Below are 17,623 nucleotides of genomic sequence, written 5' to 3'. Positions count from 1 at the left end.
TCAATGTTCATGCGCGGCCCCCGCCTTGCCGATATCGGCCTTGACCACATAGCTCTGCTCGACCACCACCTGCTCGCCGACACGCAGACCGTCCTTGACCTCGACCTTGCCGGCATCGCGTGCACCCAGCACCACCGGGCGCGCGCTATAGGTATCGCCCTCACGCACGAACACCACCTCGCGGCCTTCCATGGTCTGCAATGCCGACAAAGGCACGACGACCGCAGCCGGCTGCATCGCCACCACGATGCGCGCCTTCACCGCTGCACCGGGCCGCCACAGGCCGTCGTCGTTGCGCACGCTGGCGCGGGCCACGGTGCTCTGGCTTGCGGTGGCGGTGCCGGGCAGCACGCGCTCCAACGTAGTGCTCTGGCTTACCCCATCGGTCATGCGGGTGACCGTGACCGGCACACCGGCGGTGATGTGCTGGGTGTCGTTGCCGAAGATATGCAGGTCCACCCACAACTCGGACAGATCACCGATCTCGAACAGCGGCGTGCCCTCGCCCGCGACCGCGCCCACCTGTGCCTGCCGCGATAGCACCACGCCGCTGATTGGCGCGCTGATGCTGTAGGTGGTCAGGCTGAGATTGCTGTCGATGCTGGCCAGGGTCTGGCCAGCGCTCACGCGATCACCCACGTTGGCACGCAGCGTACGGATCGGCCCGGGGAAGCGCGCCATCACCTGGGCGACGCGACCGTCTACCGGCGTCAACAAGCCCTGCACTTCGTGCTCATCGGCGATGGTGCCGGCCTGCACGGCAGCGCTGCGGATGCCGGCCTGCTCGGCCATCGCGGCCTTGATGGTGGTGCTGTCGGTAGCTGCCTCCTCGCCTTCTTCGTGGGCGTGACCGTCTGCATCACCGCCCTTCTCTTCATCGTGATCGTGGCCAGCTTCTTCTGCTGCACCTGCACCGGCTTCAGCCACCGGCTTTGCACCACAGCCGACCAACAGCAGACTCATTGCCAAAACGCCGGCAGCTACAACATTCATCGGACGGCTCATCGTGCGTTCTCCACGGCAACTGTTGCATCGGTGGCCAGCATTCCCTGGCCGGTGAGGCGCTGAATCTCGATCAGCGCGGTCTGTGCGGCGATGGCCGCATCCAACTGGCGCTGGCGCGATTCAATGCGCATGGCCTGCAGCTGCGCCCACTCCATGTAGCTGGCGGCACCGGCGCGCCAGGCCTGCTCGGCGGCACGCTCGGCCTTCTGCAACTGCGGCAGCACGTCCACCTGCATGCGCTGCACTTCCAGCCGCGCGGTGACATAGCGTCCGTGTGCCTCGGCCAGGGTGGCGTACAACTGCTGCTGGCGGGCCTGGCGTTGATACGGCAGCAGGGCGAGATCGGCTTCGGCCTCGCGGATTTCCGGCGCGGCGCGGCGGGCGCTGCCCAGCGGAATGCTGAAGCCACCGACCAACGAGGTGGCGTTGTCGGCGCGGCTGTTGCGCACGCCTACCTGCCAGCTCCAATCCGGACGGCTGCGGGTGCGCACCAGTTGCAGCTGCGCCTCGCGGATACGCTGCTCGCCGAGCAGCTCGGCCAGTTCCGGTGCGCGTTGCAGATCGTCATTGAGCAGCGCGAAATCGCGCAGTGCCGGCAGTTGCAGCGCATCGCCACTCACCGCCTTGAAGTCTGGCGTGCGCGCGCCCCACAACGCGGCCAGCGACAGCCGCGCTGCGCCCGCTTCTTCGATGGCACGATCGCGATCCAGTTCCGCCTGCGCCAGCATTGCCTGCGCGGTGAACAGCACCGACTCCGGCGAAGCACCTGCCTGCAAGCGCAGGCGCGCGGCGGACACCGCGCGGCGACGCTGCTCGATATCGGTATTGGCGATCTGCAGTGCTGCTTGCGCTTGTGCCACCGCGAGGTAACGACGTGCGGTTTCGGCGAGCAGGTCGAGGCGTGCGGTGGCGCGCTGCGGTGCCAGCGCATCGATATTGGCCTGGGCCAACATGCGGCGCGCATCGAGCTTGTCGCCGCGTTCCAGCACACCGGAAAGGCTGACCGTGGCTTCGGCGCCCTGCACGCCACGGGCATCGCCGCTGCCGAGCAGGTTCTCCAGTTCCACGCCCAGTTGCATCGGCGGGCGCAGCAACGCGGCGTCGCGGCGGGCTTCAAGTACAGGGCGCTGCGCATCGATCAGGCGCAGCTCAGGGTGATCAAGGGCAACGCGGACGATGGCATCGTCCAGCGTCAACGGCACAGCAGGCACCGGCACCTGCGCATACGCGCGCGGCACCAGCGCAAAGGCGGCAACAGCCGCCAGGCGCATCCACATGGGTTTCTCCAGATAGCAGGTTCAGACGTAGGGGCCGGCCAAGGGGCCGGGACGTCAGACGGCTATCGGGGGACGGAACAGGCTCTCGGTCGGGTGCGTGACCGCTTGCGTGCCCAGCATGGCCACGGCCTGCTGTGCAGGCGGTGATGCCACGATCCAGGCGGGGGTGACGGTGGGCAACACGCCACCGTGGCCGTGGCAGTCCACGCAATGCACCAAGGCATGCAGCAGGGCGTTGGCGCTGTCTTCGGCATCCGGAGCGGTCGCCAGTTTGGCGTCGTCGTGCTCATGCACGTCGGCACCGATGTCGGTGTGCGCCAGCATGTGGATGTCGGTCAGTGCTGCGGCCAGCGAAGTGCCAAATACGCCAAGGCCGACCAGCGCCAGCATCAGCAGGCGCAGCAGGTGGAGGCGGCGGTGGCGCAGGGCATGCAGCATCGGCGCAGGTTAGCGGGTGCTTGTGGGGTTACACAATCGCAAGAGCTGCGGGGTGGTTCAGGTACAGGCTGTTGCCCCTCCCCTTTGGCGCAGCCAAGGGGGAGGTTGGGAGGGGGTAGTTTTGCTTGTGGGTTTCGCTTGTTGCTTTGGGTCACTGCGAAGAGCACCCCTCCCCAACCCTCCCCTGCGCGTTGCGCAAGGGAGGGAGCAAGGCCTTACTTCGCGGCTTTGCGCTCGGCGATGTAGGCCTGGATCTGCTGTTCCAGCACCGGCAGCGGCACCGAGCCCTGCTTGAGCACGGCGTCGTGGAAGCCCTTGATGTCGAACTTGTCGCCCAGCTCCTTCTCGGCCTGCGCGCGCAGCTTGACGATGGTGATCTCGCCCAGCTTGTAGCTCAGTGCCTGCGCCGGCCAGGAGATGTAGCGATCCACTTCGGTGGTGACTTCGTGCTCGCTCAGCGCGGTGTGGTCACGCAGGTAGGCGATCGCGCGGTCGCGATCCCAACCGTAGTGGTGCACGCCGGTGTCGATCACCAGGCGGCAGGCACGCCACATTTCATAGGTCAGGCGGCCGAAGTCTTCGTATGGGGTCTGGTAGATGCCCATGTCGACGCCGAGCTTCTCGGTGTACAGGCCCCAGCCTTCGCCATAGGCCGAGATATACGCAGTGCGGCGGAACTCGGGCTGGCCGGTCTGCTCGGCGGCGAGTGCGCCCTGCAGGGCGTGGCCGGGGTCGGACTCATGCAGGGTCAGGGCCGGCAGGTTGTACAGCGGGCGCGCCGGCAGGTTGTAGGTATTGAGCCAGTAGGTGCCCATGCCGCCGCGGCCGGCGGTCCAGAACGGGGCGATATCCGGCGGCACCGGCACGATGGTGAAGCGCGCGCGCGGCAAGGTCATGTACTTGCCGATCACGCCGTCCACGCGCTTGGAGATCCACGCTGCACGCCACAGCAGTTCGTCCGGCGTCTTGGCGTAGAACTGCGGGTCGGTACGCAGGAATTCGAGGAAGTCAGCGAAGCGGGTCTGCTCGCTTTTACCCTTGAAGCCCACCTTGTCGATGATGGCATTCATTTCCTGCTGGATGCGGTTCACCTCGGCCAGGCCCTGCGCATGGATCTGCTGCGGGCTCAGGTCCAGCGTGGTGTATTCGCGGATCTGCTGGCGGTAGAACTCCTTGCCACCCGGCATTTTCTCGGCCGCCAGGGTGGTGCGCGACTGCGGCACGTATTCCTGCCGGTAGAAGGTCAGCAGCTTGCCGAAGGCCGGCACCACGCTGCCGCTGATGGCCTGCCTGGCATCGGCCTGCAGCTTGGCCTGCTCGGCCGCCGGGATGCTGTTGGGCAGCTTCTTCAGCGGCTCGTACAACGGCGACTCGGTCGGGTCCTTCAGCTCGGCCACGGTCGAGATCGACACGTCGCGCCCTTCCAGCACCGCACGCGGCACGCTGAAACCACGGGCAAGGCCGGCGCGCATATTGACCATCTGCTGGTCGAAGTAACGCGGCACATCATTCAAGCGCGCGATGTAGTTGCGGTAATCCTCCGCCGTCTTCATCTCGCGGCGGGCCATGAAACTCAGATTCGACCAGAACGAGGAATCCGAATTGAACGGCATCTCGTAGCTGCCCAGACGCACTTCATCGGCCAGGCTTTCGACCTGGTAGTGATAGATGGCGTAGTTGATCTGGTTTTCGGCCGAGAGCTTGCTCGGGTCGATGGCCTTGAGCTGGCCCAGCACCTCGTCCCATACCTTCAGGCGCGCCTGCTGTGCTTCGGCGCTGACGTCGGGCAGGCGCGTGCTGTTGGCCGGGGCGTCGCTGTCTTCGCTGGCTTCGCCGCCACCGGTCTGGCGCCAGGCCCACTCCTTCTCATAGATGGCCTTGAACTGGTCATCCAGCGATTGGGTGGCCAGCGTGGCCGGGGCCGACGGTGCGGCGGCAAAGGCCGGGGTGGCGCTCAGGCCAAGGGTGAGCAGCAGCGCAACGGTCAACGGCGATTTCACGATCGGTATTCCCCAGATGGTTCATTCACCCCGATCATCGCATTGAAGCTGCCGCCCGACCTAGACGGATTCGGGCGGCAAACCGCCGGATTTGGGCACAGTCGCCGGCTCAGTGACCGGCTTTGTCGCGCTGCCAGCCACGGTGCTTGATATCCAAGCGCAGGCTGTAGAGCGCGGTGAACGCGGGGAACAGGTTCTGCACCACACCCACCGCATCCTGCTTGGACGAGAACAGGAAGTAGCTCAGCGTCATCAGGCTGCCGAGCACGCTCATGTACCAGAACAGGCGTGGGATCACCGGTTTGCCGGCGCGGCGCGAGGCGACGAACTGCACCAGCCAGCGGCCGCCGAACATCAACGCGCCGGTCAGCCCGATCAGCTTCCACGGCGACATGTGCACGCCGGTCCACTCCAGCCACACCAGCGGTTGGTTCATGAAATCCATGCTCAGACCTCTTCCACCGCGGTGCGCTTGGAACGGGTGATCAACCAGGCCACGCCACGCAGGTCGCGGATGCCGACCAGCGCGCGGCCGAGGTTGTTGTACTTGGATACGCCAGCGGTGCGATGACGATGGTTGACCGGCACGCTCACCGTCTTCCAGCCGGCACGCTGCATCAGCGCCGGCAGGTAGCGATGCATGTGGTCGAAATACGGCAGGTCGAGGAAGGCAGCGCGCTCGAACAGCTTGATGCCGCAGCCGGTGTCCGGGGTGTCATCGCGCAGCATGCGCGCGCGGATGGCGTTGGCCCACTTGCTGGCCCAGCGCTTGCTGCCCGAATCCTGGCGGTTGACGCGCCAGCCGGCGAACAGCCTGACCTGCGCATCGGCCTTGGCACGTGCAGCCAACAGCTTGGGGATGTCGGCGGGGTCGTTCTGGCCATCGCCATCGAGGGTGGCGATCCACGGCGCGCGAGCTGCCTTGACGCCGGTGCGCACTGCCGTGCTCTGCCCGCTCTGGCTGACGTGGTGCAGCACCCGCAGCTCCGGGTTGGTGGCCTTCAGCGCCTGCAGTACCTGCAGGCTGTCGTCCTTGGAATTGTCGTCGACGTAGACGATCTCGAAATCGATCTGGCCACGTAATGCAGCGGTTATTTCATTGACCAGCGGCGCGACGTTGTCGCGTTCGTTGAAGACGGGAACAACCACTGAGAGGCTGGGTTGGTTCATTGCTGGTTCCGCAGGTTGTGCATTTGAAGAAAGGTCACGCATTTTCCAAAACTCAACTTAGCGGAAGGTGAGTCAGGCGCTTGACCCGAAGTAGTTGCGGCACCACTCCACCACCGGCGGCAGGCCCAGCTCGATCGGCGTGTCCGGCGCGTAGCCGAAGGCGGCCTGGGCGCGCGAGGTATCGGCCATGGTTTCCACCATGTCGCCCGGCTGCATCGGTTTGTAGACCTTGTGCGCCGGGTGCCCCGCGGCCGAGGCGATCACGTCGATGAAATGTTCCAGCTCCACCGGGGTGTGGTTGCCCAGGTTGAACACCTGGTGGGGTGTGGCCTGGGCGGAGGGATGCGACAGCGCCCCGAGGATACCGGCGACGATGTCAGAAACATGTGTGAAGTCACGCCGCATGTGGCCGTTGTTGAACACATCGATGCTGCGCCCGGCCAGCACCGCGCGCGAGAACAGCAGCGGCGCCATGTCCGGCCGGCCCCAGGGGCCATACACGGTGAAAAAGCGCAGGCCGGTGGCCTTCAGGCCGTACAGCTGCGCATAGGTATAGGCCATCAACTCGTTGGCGGCCTTGGTGGCCGCGTACAGCGAGCGCGGCTGGTCCACGCGCTGGTCTTCGGAGAACGGTGGCGTGGCCGAGTTGCCATAGACCGAGCTGCTGGACGCATAGACCAGGTGCTGGACGCTGCGGTGCCGGCACAGCTCCAGCAGGTTGACGAAGCCGACCAGGTTGCTTTCCACGTAGGCGTGCGGGTTTTCCAGCGAATAGCGCACGCCGGCCTGCGCGGCCAGGTGGATCACCTGCGTCGGCTGGATTTCATCGAACAGCGCGGCCAGGCCATCGCGGTCGGTGATGTCCAGCGCGCGCATATCCAGCTGCGGGCACAGGGCAGCGACGCGGTCACGCTTGAGCTGCGGATCGTAGTAATCGTTGTAGTTGTCCAGCCCGACCACGCCCTCGCCTTGGGCGGCCAGTGCCTGGCAGGTATAAGCGCCGATGAAACCGGCGGCGCCGGTAACAAGAATGGTCATGCAGGAAGTCCGGACAGGTGTTCGCGGGCCGGATTATGCCGGCCCGGCTCGATGACATCACCGATGTCGTTGTAGCTCAGCAGGTCGATCAGCGCATCGGCACCTTCGCGCAGCTTCAAGGCCATTTCCTGCGGGTATAACGGCACCACGGAGAGGAACTCGATGCTGGTGTCGTCATCGATCACCAGGGTGTCGAAATCTTCCGGTGCCGACAGCGCCAGCAGCAGGATCGCACCATCGAACGCCACGCCGGGCGCGTACGGCTGGGCAGGATCGCCGTTGGGCACAGTATGGGTCAGGCCCAGCCAGGTGTTGTGCTTGTGCGGCAGCCGCGCCAGCGTCTTGAGCAGGCGTATGGGCCAGTAATTGCGCTCGTCCTGCAGCTGGGCGTGATCCAGCGGCCAGTCGCCCGGCAGGGTCAGCATCAGCTCCAGGTAGGGCGAGACCTCGGCATCATCGGGCAGCTGCATCGGCAGATCGCTCATGCCGGAAGTGACCAGGCGCGTATTCGGGCAGTCCCCGCACGGCGGCACCACATGGATGTCCACGCGCACGGTATCGGAGACGATTTCATGCAGCACGTTGGCTATCGGCCCGAGATGGTGCTCGATGTGCGCGCTGATCGCCGCACCGTGCGAATGGCCGCGTGCGGGCTCGAAATCACTGGCCTGGCCGTGGTCCAGGATGCGGCTGCCGCCCGGGCTCATTTCGTCGCCTGTGTTGCTCATGCACTGCTCCGGTTGGTGGCCACGAGCATCGCCCCTGCCTCACCACAGGGTGAGCGGCGCGTCCTTGGCCAGGGTTTCCTTGCGTTCCTTGCTGTATGCCCACCACGGCTGCGGCGCATCGCCGCCCATAAAGCGCACCACCGACAGGAAGACATCGATCACGCAGGGATCGTGCACCACCCCGGTCTTCAGGCATAGCTGCGCATACATATCGTAGGGATCACGCCCGCGCAGGTGCGCGGGAACCCGGATCCCGATCAGACGGAGATCCTTTTCACAGGCCGGCCCGACATTCGGCAGGTCGGTCAGACGCAATAGATGATTGCGGTCGACCTTGGTGGGGTTCATTGCCTTGCATGCACCTCGTGGAGAATGAAGTACGTCAGCCGTTCTGGCGGACGCGCAGCCGCTCCAGCACGCCGTCCAGCGTGTCCAGATCGGTGTAGTGGATGACCAGCTTGCCCTTGCCGCCGCGGCCGTGGCTGATCGCCACTTTCGCACCCAGCGATTCGGACAGCTCGGTTTCCAGCGATGCGATATCGGCCTGCGGCGCGCTCGGCGACGGCTTGGCCTTGCGTGCACCCGGCACCTTGCCGGCGGCGAACTGCTGCGCGCGGTGCTCGACTTCACGCACCGACCAGCCCTGCTCGGCGGCTTCTTCGGCCAGCTTGGTAGCCAGTTCCGGCGCCAGCGTCAGCAGCGCGCGGGCATGGCCCATTTCCAGGCGGCGGGTTTCCAGCAGCACGCGCACGCCGATCGGCAGATCGATCAGGCGCAGCAGGTTGGATACCGAGGCGCGGGAGCGACCAACCGCCTGCGCGGCTTCGGCATGGGTCAGCGTGAACTCGCTGACCAGGCGCGCCAGTGCTTCGGCTTCTTCCAGCGGATTGAGGTCTTCGCGCTGGATGTTCTCGATCAGCGCCATCGCGATGACGGTGCGGTCCTCCAGCTCGCGCACCACCACCGGCACTTCGTCCAGCCCGGCCAGGCGCGAAGCGCGCCAACGGCGTTCACCGGCGATGATTTCGTAGCTGCCGCCCTCGATCTGGCGCACCAGGATGGGCTGGATGATGCCCTGTGCCTTGATCGACTCGGCCAGTTCGGCCAGCTTGCCCTCGTCCATGTCGCGACGCGGCTGGTATTTGCCCGGTTGCAGCTGGTCGATGGGCAGCTTGCGCAGCACTTCGCCGGGTTGCGGCTCGGCGACAGCAGCGACGGTGACCGGGGTTACGGCGCCCTTCGGGCCCAGCAGGGCATCAAGACCACGGCCAAGACCGCGCTTTTTCGCTGCACTCATCAGACAGCCTCCACGGCCCGGGAGGGCTGCTTGCGTTCGTTGTTGCGGCGGATGATCTCGCCGGCCAGGCCCAGGTAGGCCACGCCGCCGCGCGAGGCGCGGTCGTAGCCGACGATGCTCTGGCCATGGCTGGGTGCCTCGGCCAGGCGCACGTTGCGCGGCACGATGGTGCGGAACACCCGGTCGCCGAAGTACTCGGTGAGCTGCGCCGACACCGCATTGGCCAGGTTGTTGCGCACGTCGAACATGGTGCGCAGCACGCCTTCGATCTCCAGCGCCGGGTTGAGATTGATCTTCAGCGCGTCGATGGTTTCGACCAGCGCACTCAGGCCTTCCAGCGCGTAGTACTCGCACTGCATCGGCACGATCACCGAGTCGGCGGCGGCCAGCGCGTTCAGCGTCAGCAGCGACAGCGCCGGCGGGCAGTCGATCAGGATGTAGTCGTATTGGTCGCGGATTGGCGCCAGCGCGCGCTTGAGGCGCTGCTCACGCTCGCCCTGATCCATCAGCTGGATCTCGGCGGCGGTCAGGTCGATGTTGCCTGGCAGCAGGTCGAAGCCTTCCGGCGTGGTGACGCGCACTTCGGCGGCGGTGACCTCGCCCAGCAGCAGGTCACAGGTGGACGCAGCCACCTCACGCTTGTCCACGCCACTGCCCATGGTCGCGTTGCCCTGCGAGTCCAGGTCGACCAGCAGCACGCGCTTGGGCGCGGCGGCAAGGGAAGCAGCCAGATTGACAGCCGTCGTGGTCTTGCCGACGCCGCCTTTCTGGTTGGCGATGGCGATGATGCGAGCCATGCAGGAGAGCCTCGTTGGCGAAGTTGGACTGGTCATTATGGGGGTAGCGGCGCGCAGGCGGAAATCGGTTTCCGGGTAACGGGCGGCTTTGGCCCGGGAATGTGCCCTGATTTGCTCTGCTTTGGCCGTACCCCCTCCCTTTGGCGCAGCCCAGGGGAGGGCTGGGGAGGGGTAGCTTTTGGCTTTGGCCGCGGGGATTGTCCAGAACTACTGCTTTAGCCCCTCTCCCGCTTGCGGGAGAGGGGTTGGGGTGAGGGCAGCTTTTGGCCTTGGCCGGTAAAGCCCCTGCCGAGCATGGCTCGGCACTACCGCTTCAGCCCCCTCCCTTTGGCGCAGCCAAGGGGAGGGTTGGGGAGGGGTAGCTTCTGGCCTTGGCCGGTAAAGCCCCTGTCGAGCATGGCTCGGCACTACAGCTCTAGCCCTTGCGCTCCACCACCACCAGATGCCGGTCACCAACCAGCCCCGGCACCTGCAGCGGGCGCACTTCCAGCACCTGCCAGCCGGCGGGCAGCTGGGCGATCTCTTCGTGCGGGTACACCCCCTTCATCGCCAGCAACTGGCCGCCGGGGCGCAGCAGATGACCGCCAACCTCGATGATGCCGGCAAGCGTATCCATGGCACGGGCGGTGAGGTTGTCGTAAGCACCCGGCTCGTCCAGCGCTTCGGCGCGGGATTCGGCGACGCGGGCATTACCCAGACCAAGCTGGCGCACGGCCTCGCGCATGAAGCGGGCCTTCTTGCCGTTGCTCTCGACCAAGGTCACCTGCAGCTGCGGGTGGGTGATCGCCAACGGAATGCCCGGCAAGCCGGGGCCGGTGCCCAGATCGGCCAGACTGCCGCTGCTGACATGCTCGGCCATGGCCAGCGAATCGAGCAGATGGCGGGTCACCATTTCGCGGGGATCGCGGATGGCGGTGAGATTGTAGGTGCGATTCCAGCGCACCAGCAGGGTCAGGTAGGCCAGCAGGGGCTTGGCCAAAGCGGCGTCCAGACCCATGGCCTTCAAGCCGTGGTCGAGGTCGCTGGCGACTTCGCGCGGGAGAGTGGTGTCGTTCATGGCAGGGATTATCGCAGGAGTGGCGCTTTCGCTTTAGGCCCCCTCCTTTGTGCGCAGCACAGGGGAGGGTTGGGGAGGGGTGCTTTGGATCTGGCTTTTGATCTGTCGCGCAGGGCAAGAGCAACGGCAACAGCTACCCCTCCCCGGCCCTCCCCTACGCTTCGCGCAAGGGAGGGAGCAAAACCACCCCTCCCCGGCCCTCCCCTTGGCCTGCGGCCAAAGGGAGGGAGCAGAAGCTACAGCGGATACCACGCCAGAGCAGCGCGAAAATCCTCCGTCGCCTGCCACTCATATAAATGCCAGCGGGCCGCATCACCCAGGCCCGGGTCGCACCACACCAGCTGCAAGGCCCCCGTCGCATCCGGCGCGAAGCGCAGCTTCTCCAGCCCGAACGAAATGCCATGCCCGTGCGCCTTCAGCAGCGCCTCCTTGGCGCACCACACGCGGAAGAACCAGTGCTCGCAGCCGCTGTCGTCCAGTGCATCCAGCCAGGCAATCTCCTCCGGGTGGAAGAAACGACGGATCACCTCGCGCATCTGCTTGCGTGGCCGCTGCCGCTCCAGGTCCACGCCCAGGCGTGCGCCCTCGCCCAGCGCCACCAGCAGATGGCCGCCGCTATGGCTCCAGCCGGTGCCGTAGTGCGCCAGCTCGCCGATCAGCCACGGCCGGCTGCGCTCATCGCGGGTCAGCGGCAAGGTCTCGGGCGTGGTATCGAAAACACCGGCCAGCACCTCGCGGGCCTGCGGCTCACCACGGGTTCCAGGGGTATGCGGCAGCAGCCACACCTCCACCTGACCAAACTGCCAATGGCGACCAGCGGGGCTCATGCTGAACAGGCTCCTGCCCGGACAAACATGTTCTTAACGCCACTGCGCGTTGACTGTCGCCACCGCACCTTTCGGGGTGCTTCACGGCAGGGAGGTTCGCGCATGGGCATCATCATCTGGTTGATTATTGGTGGCGTCGTGGGTTGGCTGGCCAGCATCATCATGCGCCGCGATGCGCAGCAGGGCATCATCCTGAACATCGTGGTGGGCATCGTCGGCGCCATGATCGCCGGCTTCTTCTTCAGCGGCGGCAGCATCAATGGTGCGATCACCGTGCGCTCCTTCCTGTTGTCACTGGTCGGCGCGGTAGTGCTGCTGGCCATCGTCAATCTGTTCACACGCAAAAGCGTGCGTTAACCGTTCTGGCGCCGATTCGACCGAGGCCCGGCTGGCAACAGCCGGGCCTTGTTGTTTCAGCCCTGTGCCAATTGCACCCAGGCCGGCGCGTGATCACTGGGGCGTTCCCAGGTGCGCGGCTCGCGGTCGATGCCGGAGGCGACAGCGCGCGGCTTGAGCGCATCGGAGACCAGGGTCAGGTCGATGCGCAGGCCCAGGTCGCGACGGAAACCGGCCGCACGGTAATCCCACCAGCTGAAGATGCCAGCGGCATCGTTGTGCAGGCGGAAAGCGTCGTGCAGGCCCAGATCCAGCAGCTTCTGCAGCGCGCCACGCTCGGCGGTGGAGGTCAGGATGTGGTCACCGTTCCACACCGCCGGGTCGTAGACATCGCGGTCATCCGGCGCGATGTTGAAATCGCCCATCACTACCAGTTGCGGATGCTTCTGCAGCTCGGCCGCGACCCAGGCGTGCACCGCTTCCAGCCAACGCAGCTTGTAAGCGTACTTGTCGGTGCCCACGTCCTGGCCGTTGACCACATACAGATTGATGATGCGCAAACCGTTGACGGTACCGGCGATCACGCGCTTCTGCTCGTCCTCGAAGCCGGGAATGCCGATCTGCACGTCTTCGATCGGATGCCGCGACAGCAGCGCCACGCCGTTATAGGTCTTCTGCCCGGCGAACACATTGCGGTAGCCCAGCTCCAGCAGCCGCGTATCGGGGAACTTGTGGTCCTCCAGCTTGGTTTCCTGGATGCCGACCACGTCGGGGGCAAAGTCGGCCAGCCACTGTTCCAGGTGCGGCAGGCGGACATTGAGCGAATTGACGTTCCACGAAGCGATTTTCATGTAGGGGATTCTAGCCGGGGCCGGGGCCAATGGCCCCTCTTCATCACCTGACGACGGCAGCAATCAGCCCCCTCCCTTGCGCCAAAGGCGCAGGGGAGGGTTGGGGAGGGGTGCTTTGGCTTTGGCTTTGGCTTTGGCCCTCCCGTCGCTTCCGCTTGTCTTCCCGCAACTGAGGCAAGGTCAAAAGCGCCCCCCCTTCCGCCCCCCCCCGTCGGGGGGGGCGGCGGGTCGGGGCCCGGGCCCCCCCGGGGGGGGGAGGGACAGCCCGCGCCTGGACGCCTTGCTGAGTCTTTCTCCCCACCCGCCAAATCCCGCAAACCACAACAAAACCTATCGGGTGAATGTCGGGGAATACACTTTTTCAGCGTTCCGATTCGCGCAGACTGCCTCTCAAAGTGAGGGGAAGCCATGCGTAGCAAGCTGTTTGTGCCCGGCGCACGTCCGGAACTGTTCGACAAGGCCTTGGCCAGTGCGGCCGATGCTCTGTCCTTCGATCTGGAGGATTCCGTCCCCGAGGCTGGCAAACAGGCGGCGCGTGCGGCCATCGCAAGCTTCCTCGCCCGTGCCGACGTGCTTGCCAGCAACAAGCTGCTGATCGTGCGCACCAACGCCACCGACAGCCCGCACTTCGCCGCCGATCTGGCTGCGATGGCGGTGCCCGGCCTGTGGCTGCTCAATATCCCCAAGGTGGAATCGGCCGCGCAGGTGCGGCAGGTGGTCGTTGCGCTCGAACGCGCCGAGGCCGCCAATGGCGTCACCCGCCCGATCGGCCTGCTGCTGAACATCGAAACCCCGCGTGGTCTGCGTTTGGCCGCCGAACTGGCTGGCGCGCATCCGCGCGTGGCCGGCCTGCAGTTGGGCCTGGGCGATCTGTTCGCGCCCAATGGCATCGCCCGCACGCCGGCCAATGTGCATGCGGTGCTGTTCGCGGTGAAAATGGCCGCCACCGAAGCGGGCGTGTTCGCCTGTGATGGGGCTTGGCCGGATGTGGCCGATGCCGAGGGCTTCCGTACCGAGGCCATGCTCGCGCAGCAGTTGGGCTATATCGGCAAGAGCTGCATCCATCCGCGCCAGGTGGGCCAGGCCAATGTGATCTTCAGCGTGGCCGAGGCCGAACTGGACGAAGCACGGCGTATTGTTGCCGCCGCGCAAGCGGCCAGCGATCTGGGCCGCGGTGCGTTCCTGTTCGAGGGACGCATGATCGATGTGCCCTACCTGCGCCGGGCCGAAGCCCTGCTCGCCGGCGCCCTGCGCGCCTGATCTTTCCATCTGGCGGTTCGCCGCCACGCCGTTCATTACCGGGATTCCATCCATGCCCACGCCCATGGCCACCGCGCTCGCCGCGCTGTCGCACCGCTTCTCGCTCGGCTTCCGTCTGCTCGTCGTCACCACCTTGCTGGCACTGGCCGGCACGGCGGCCGCCGACGAGAGTTTGAATGCAGTGAAGCCCGGCTCGCTGCCGGCACTGCCGGAGGCCGCGCCGGTGCAGCAGTTGCTGGATGTCGATGGCCGCCTGCTGGCCCGCTCCGGCGACAAGGCCTGGCTGCTCGACAAGAATGGCAAGGCGTGGACGGCCACCACCGGCATCAGCAATGAAGTGGTGCAGGACATCGTCCGCAACGGTGACAAAACCTGGGTGCTGACCGGCCCGGATGCGAGCCACAGCGATCAGCTGCAGCAGCTCACGCTCAAGGGCGAAAGCCTCGGCAAGGGCCAGTCGCTGGCACTGCCATCGCCACTGGGCAATGCGCATGCAGCCGCCCTGGATGGCGCCCTGTTCGTGGCCGGTGTCGACGATAGCGGCGTGACCCAGCTGTACAAAAAACCGACCGACGCCACGCAGTGGCAGCCGCAGCCGATCTGGCCGGGCGCTGCCGCGGTTGTCGCCCTGCAGGCGCAGAAAGGCGCGTTGTATGCGGTGGTCGGCAACAACGGTGCGCAGCAACTGCTGCGCTGGAACGCAGAGAAGGGCTGGCATGAGCTGCCCGCCATCGGTGGCGACGTTGTCCCGGGTTCGTTGCGTGCACTCGGCCAGGCGCACTTGTTGATGCAGGTGACCGACGCGATTGGCAGCAGCCACGCGCGCACCTTCCACACCATCACCAGCGCCTGGGCTGATCTGGCCGATACCGATGCCAACGCACCGCTGGCCAGCGCCAGCTGGGGCAATGGCCTGGCCTGGGCGAATGCCGATGGCAGCCTGCACACCTTTGAACTGCAGAGCGGCAAGCACCTGCTGGGCTGGATGGACTGGACGGTAATCATCATCTACCTGGGCGCGATGCTGGGCATGGGCGCCTACTTCTACTTCCGCGAGAAGCGCGCCAGCACCGCCGACTTCTTCGTCGGTGGCCGCAGCATTCCGTTCTGGGCAGCGGGCGTGAGCTTGTACGCCACCAACACCAGCTCGATCAGCTTCATCGCCATTCCGGCCAAGGCCTTCGAGACCAACTGGCAGTACCTGACCAACAACCTGATCGCGGTGCTGGGCCTGATGTTCGTGGCGGTGTGGATCGTGCCGCTGCTGCGCCGCCTGGATTTGATGAGCGTGTTCTCCTATCTGGAAACCCGCTTCCATCCGGCCATCCGTATGCTCGCCAGCGCGCTGTGCATCGTCATGCAGATCGGTGCGCGCATGAGCGTGGTGCTGTTCCTGCCGGCGCTGGCCATCGCCACCATCACCGGCATCAGCGTGGTGTGGAGCATCATGATGATGGGCGTGTTCACCATCCTCTACACCGCGATGGGCGGCATGAAGGCGGTGATCTGGACCGACTTCGTGCAGGTGATCGTGAAGATGGGCGGCGCGATCTTCGCCATCCTCTTTATCGTGTGGACGCTGAAGGGCGGCTTCGGTGAATTCGTGGCCACCGCGGCGATGGAAGACAAGACCAAGCTGTTCGATTTCAGCTTCGACCTGACCAAGGCCACGGTGTGGGGCTTCATCTTCCTGGTCGTGTTCGACGTGGTGCTGACCTTCCCCAAGGACCAGGTGCTGATGCAGCGCACCCTGGCCACCAAGTCGGACAAGGAAGCTGGCCGTTCGATCTGGGCGTTCGCTGCGATCATGATCCCGGGCGGCTTCATCTTCTACGGCATCGGTACCGCCTTGTGGGTGTTCTACAAGAACAACCCGCAACGCCTTGACCCGCTGCTGCCGATCGATGCGACCTTCCCGCTGTTCATCGCCGCCGAACTGCCGCCGGGCGTCACCGGCCTGATCATCGCCGGCGTGTTCTCCGCGGCAATGGCCACCTTGTCGAGCATCATGAACAGCGTCGCCACGCTGATCTCGGTCGACTTCTACGAGCGCATCGCCAAGAACCCGACCCCACGCAAGAGCGTGCTGTTCGCCGAGATCTCCACGGTGCTGGTCGGCCTGACCGCGATCGGCCTGGCGCTGATCATGACCCGCTACGACATCCACTCGCTGTTCGACGTGTCGATCGAACTGGCTGGTCTGCTCGGCGGCGGCTTTGCCGGTGCTTATACGTTGGGCATGTTCACCCGCCGCGCCAACTCCGCCGGCGTGGCGATCGGTGTTGCCGCCAGCATCGTGCTGACCTTCGTCGCATGGTGGTTCAACCTGGTCCATCCGTACTTCTACCTGGCCATCTCGATCTTCCTGTGCATCGTGATCGGCTATCTGGCCAGCCTGTTCTTCCCGGCCCCGAGCCGTTCGCTGAAGGGCCTGACCATCTACAAGCAGGACGCGGTGTGAAGACCGGTCTGCATGCCGCTGCGGGCCTGTTCCGCGGCGGCGTGAAGCCAGCTTCAGCAACGACCATGACGTTGGTCGGATCGCGCCGCCGCGCCCGCTGGTGTAGTTTGGCGCGCAGCTGAGAGGTCTAATCGCGTGGAAACCCAGTTCCTCAATACCTTTGTCACCGTGGTCGACCGTGGCTCCATGGCCGCGGCCGCACGCCTGCTGCACATCACCCCGGCCGCCGTCGCCCAGCAGATCCGCACGCTGGAACGCGAGCTGGGCGCGCCGCTGATCGCCCGCGCCGGCCGCACCGTCAGCGTCACCGAGGAAGGTGCGCGTATCCTGCAGCGGGCGCGCGACCTGCTGCGTGGCGTGGCCGACCTGCGCAGTGTCGCCAACGAAAGCGGCATGGCTGGCGAACTGCGGCTGGGCGCCTGCCCTACCGCGCTGGGCGGGCTGGTGCCGGACATCCTGGCGCGGATGGTGGCCAAGTTCCCCGAGATCAACGTCTTCATCAAACCCGGTTACTCGGCCGACCTCTATGGCGCGGTGGAATCGGGTGACCTGGATGCGGCGATGGTGCTGCAGGCACCGTTCTCGCTGCCCAAGACCTGCGACTGGCAGCTGCTGCGTGAAGAGCCGCTGGTGGTGCTGGCGCCGGCGCGCATGGCCGGTGCCGATCCGCACAAGCTGCTGCGCGAGGAACCGCTGATCCGCTACGACCGCCATGAATGGGGCGGCCGCCAGGCCGATGAATACCTGCGCAAGGCCGGCATCGTGCCGCGCGAACGGTTCGAGCTGAATGCGCTCAATGCGATCGCGGTGATGGTCGATCGTGGTTTGGGCGTGTCGCTGGTGCCGGATTGGGCCAAGCCGTGGCCGGAAGGCATTTCGGTGGTGCGCATTCCCCTGCCGGAGCCCAGCGAGCCGCGCCGCATCGGCATGGTCTGGTCACGCTCCTCGGTGCGCCTGCGCCAGGTCAACGTGCTGCTGGACGAGGCGCGTACGGCGTTGTTGCAGCCGACGGATTGAACGAAATTCACATGTAGTGCCGAGCCATGCTCGGCAAGAGGCTTTACCGGTAACGCTCCAGCCG

At 65.8% G+C, this 17,623-nt stretch carries 18 protein-coding genes; 4 read left to right on the top strand and 14 right to left on the bottom strand.

Going from position 1 to position 17,623, the window contains the following annotated elements:
• The 13 genes from ACVOLI_RS11775 to ACVOLI_RS11715 form a co-directional block, all read right to left on the bottom strand.
• Entirely contained in the window at positions 1–1,005 is a 1,005-nt protein-coding gene (locus ACVOLI_RS11775) for an efflux RND transporter periplasmic adaptor subunit (protein WP_481614550.1), read from the bottom strand.
• A complete protein-coding gene (locus tag ACVOLI_RS11770; protein ID WP_481614549.1) occupies positions 1,002–2,282 on the bottom strand; it encodes a TolC family protein in 1,281 nt (426 codons plus the stop codon). Before ACVOLI_RS11770 ends, ACVOLI_RS11775 begins: the two co-directional genes overlap by 4 nt.
• A gap of 54 nt (positions 2,283–2,336) precedes the next feature.
• Positions 2,337–2,720 carry a hypothetical protein gene (locus ACVOLI_RS11765; protein ID WP_481614548.1) on the bottom strand — a complete coding sequence of 128 codons (384 nt, stop codon included), beginning with the start codon at positions 2,718–2,720 and terminating at the stop codon, positions 2,337–2,339.
• Between the two features lie 215 nt (positions 2,721–2,935).
• Positions 2,936–4,720, bottom strand: coding sequence for a DUF885 domain-containing protein (locus tag ACVOLI_RS11760; protein ID WP_481614547.1), 1,785 nt, complete (start codon positions 4,718–4,720; stop codon positions 2,936–2,938).
• A gap of 109 nt (positions 4,721–4,829) precedes the next feature.
• Positions 4,830–5,165, bottom strand: coding sequence for a lipid-A-disaccharide synthase N-terminal domain-containing protein (locus tag ACVOLI_RS11755; RefSeq protein WP_405051638.1), 336 nt, complete (start codon positions 5,163–5,165; stop codon positions 4,830–4,832).
• Positions 5,166–5,167: 2 nt separating this feature from the next.
• Positions 5,168–5,890 carry a glycosyltransferase family 2 protein gene (locus ACVOLI_RS11750; RefSeq protein ID WP_303748259.1) on the bottom strand — a complete coding sequence of 241 codons (723 nt, stop codon included), beginning with the start codon at positions 5,888–5,890 and terminating at the stop codon, positions 5,168–5,170.
• Positions 5,891–5,962: 72 nt separating this feature from the next.
• The gene (locus ACVOLI_RS11745; protein ID WP_481614546.1) at positions 5,963–6,928 is read right to left on the bottom strand and encodes an NAD-dependent epimerase/dehydratase family protein; all 966 of its coding nucleotides are present in this window, start codon (positions 6,926–6,928) and stop codon (positions 5,963–5,965) included.
• Positions 6,925–7,656, bottom strand: coding sequence for a suppressor of fused domain protein (locus ACVOLI_RS11740; RefSeq protein ID WP_481614545.1), 732 nt, complete (start codon positions 7,654–7,656; stop codon positions 6,925–6,927). The genes ACVOLI_RS11745 and ACVOLI_RS11740 overlap by 4 nt, the downstream gene beginning before the upstream one ends.
• A 39-nt stretch (positions 7,657–7,695) precedes the next feature.
• Positions 7,696–8,004, bottom strand: coding sequence for a helix-hairpin-helix domain-containing protein (locus ACVOLI_RS11735; protein ID WP_296250089.1), 309 nt, complete (start codon positions 8,002–8,004; stop codon positions 7,696–7,698).
• A 34-nt stretch (positions 8,005–8,038) separates the two neighbouring features.
• Complete coding sequence (locus ACVOLI_RS11730; RefSeq protein WP_282270050.1) at positions 8,039–8,953, bottom strand: ParB/RepB/Spo0J family partition protein; 915 nt, start codon at positions 8,951–8,953, stop codon at positions 8,039–8,041.
• The gene (locus tag ACVOLI_RS11725; protein ID WP_282270048.1) at positions 8,953–9,750 is read right to left on the bottom strand and encodes a ParA family protein; all 798 of its coding nucleotides are present in this window, start codon (positions 9,748–9,750) and stop codon (positions 8,953–8,955) included. The genes ACVOLI_RS11730 and ACVOLI_RS11725 overlap by 1 nt, the downstream gene beginning before the upstream one ends.
• Before the next feature lie 415 nt (positions 9,751–10,165).
• Positions 10,166–10,807, bottom strand: a complete 642-nt coding sequence (gene rsmG / locus ACVOLI_RS11720; RefSeq protein WP_282270046.1) for a 16S rRNA (guanine(527)-N(7))-methyltransferase RsmG — start codon at positions 10,805–10,807, stop codon at positions 10,166–10,168.
• Between the two features lie 236 nt (positions 10,808–11,043).
• On the bottom strand, positions 11,044–11,634 hold the full coding sequence (locus tag ACVOLI_RS11715; RefSeq protein WP_481614544.1) for a 4'-phosphopantetheinyl transferase family protein: 591 nt from the start codon (positions 11,632–11,634) through the stop codon (positions 11,044–11,046).
• Between the two features lie 102 nt (positions 11,635–11,736).
• Here ACVOLI_RS11715 and ACVOLI_RS11710 point away from each other — a divergent pair, with 102 nt between their 5' ends.
• Positions 11,737–11,991 carry a GlsB/YeaQ/YmgE family stress response membrane protein gene (locus ACVOLI_RS11710; protein WP_282270042.1) on the top strand — a complete coding sequence of 85 codons (255 nt, stop codon included), beginning with the start codon at positions 11,737–11,739 and terminating at the stop codon, positions 11,989–11,991.
• 56 nt (positions 11,992–12,047) lie between these two features.
• Here the strand turns inward: ACVOLI_RS11710 and xth are convergent, their stop codons facing one another.
• On the bottom strand, positions 12,048–12,821 hold the full coding sequence (gene xth / locus ACVOLI_RS11705; protein ID WP_481614543.1) for an exodeoxyribonuclease III: 774 nt from the start codon (positions 12,819–12,821) through the stop codon (positions 12,048–12,050).
• 408 nt (positions 12,822–13,229) lie between these two features.
• On the opposite strand from xth, the gene ACVOLI_RS11700 reads away from it, so the two are divergent.
• The 3 genes from ACVOLI_RS11700 to ACVOLI_RS11690 all read left to right on the top strand — a co-directional run bounded on the left by ACVOLI_RS11700 (position 13,230) and on the right by ACVOLI_RS11690 (position 17,559).
• Positions 13,230–14,081 carry an HpcH/HpaI aldolase/citrate lyase family protein gene (locus ACVOLI_RS11700; protein WP_481545116.1) on the top strand — a complete coding sequence of 284 codons (852 nt, stop codon included), beginning with the start codon at positions 13,230–13,232 and terminating at the stop codon, positions 14,079–14,081.
• Positions 14,082–14,133: 52 nt separating this feature from the next.
• The gene (locus ACVOLI_RS11695; protein ID WP_481614542.1) at positions 14,134–16,542 is read left to right on the top strand and encodes a sodium:solute symporter family protein; all 2,409 of its coding nucleotides are present in this window, start codon (positions 14,134–14,136) and stop codon (positions 16,540–16,542) included.
• Positions 16,543–16,677: 135 nt separating this feature from the next.
• Positions 16,678–17,559, top strand: a complete 882-nt coding sequence (locus tag ACVOLI_RS11690) for a LysR family transcriptional regulator (protein WP_481614541.1) — start codon at positions 16,678–16,680, stop codon at positions 17,557–17,559.
• Positions 17,560–17,623: the final 64 nt, after the last annotated feature.

The organism is Stenotrophomonas sp. STEN029, assembly GCF_056760015.1.
The sequence above is the reverse complement of the archived record's forward strand: the minus strand, read 5'-3'. Positions and strand labels throughout refer to the sequence as shown.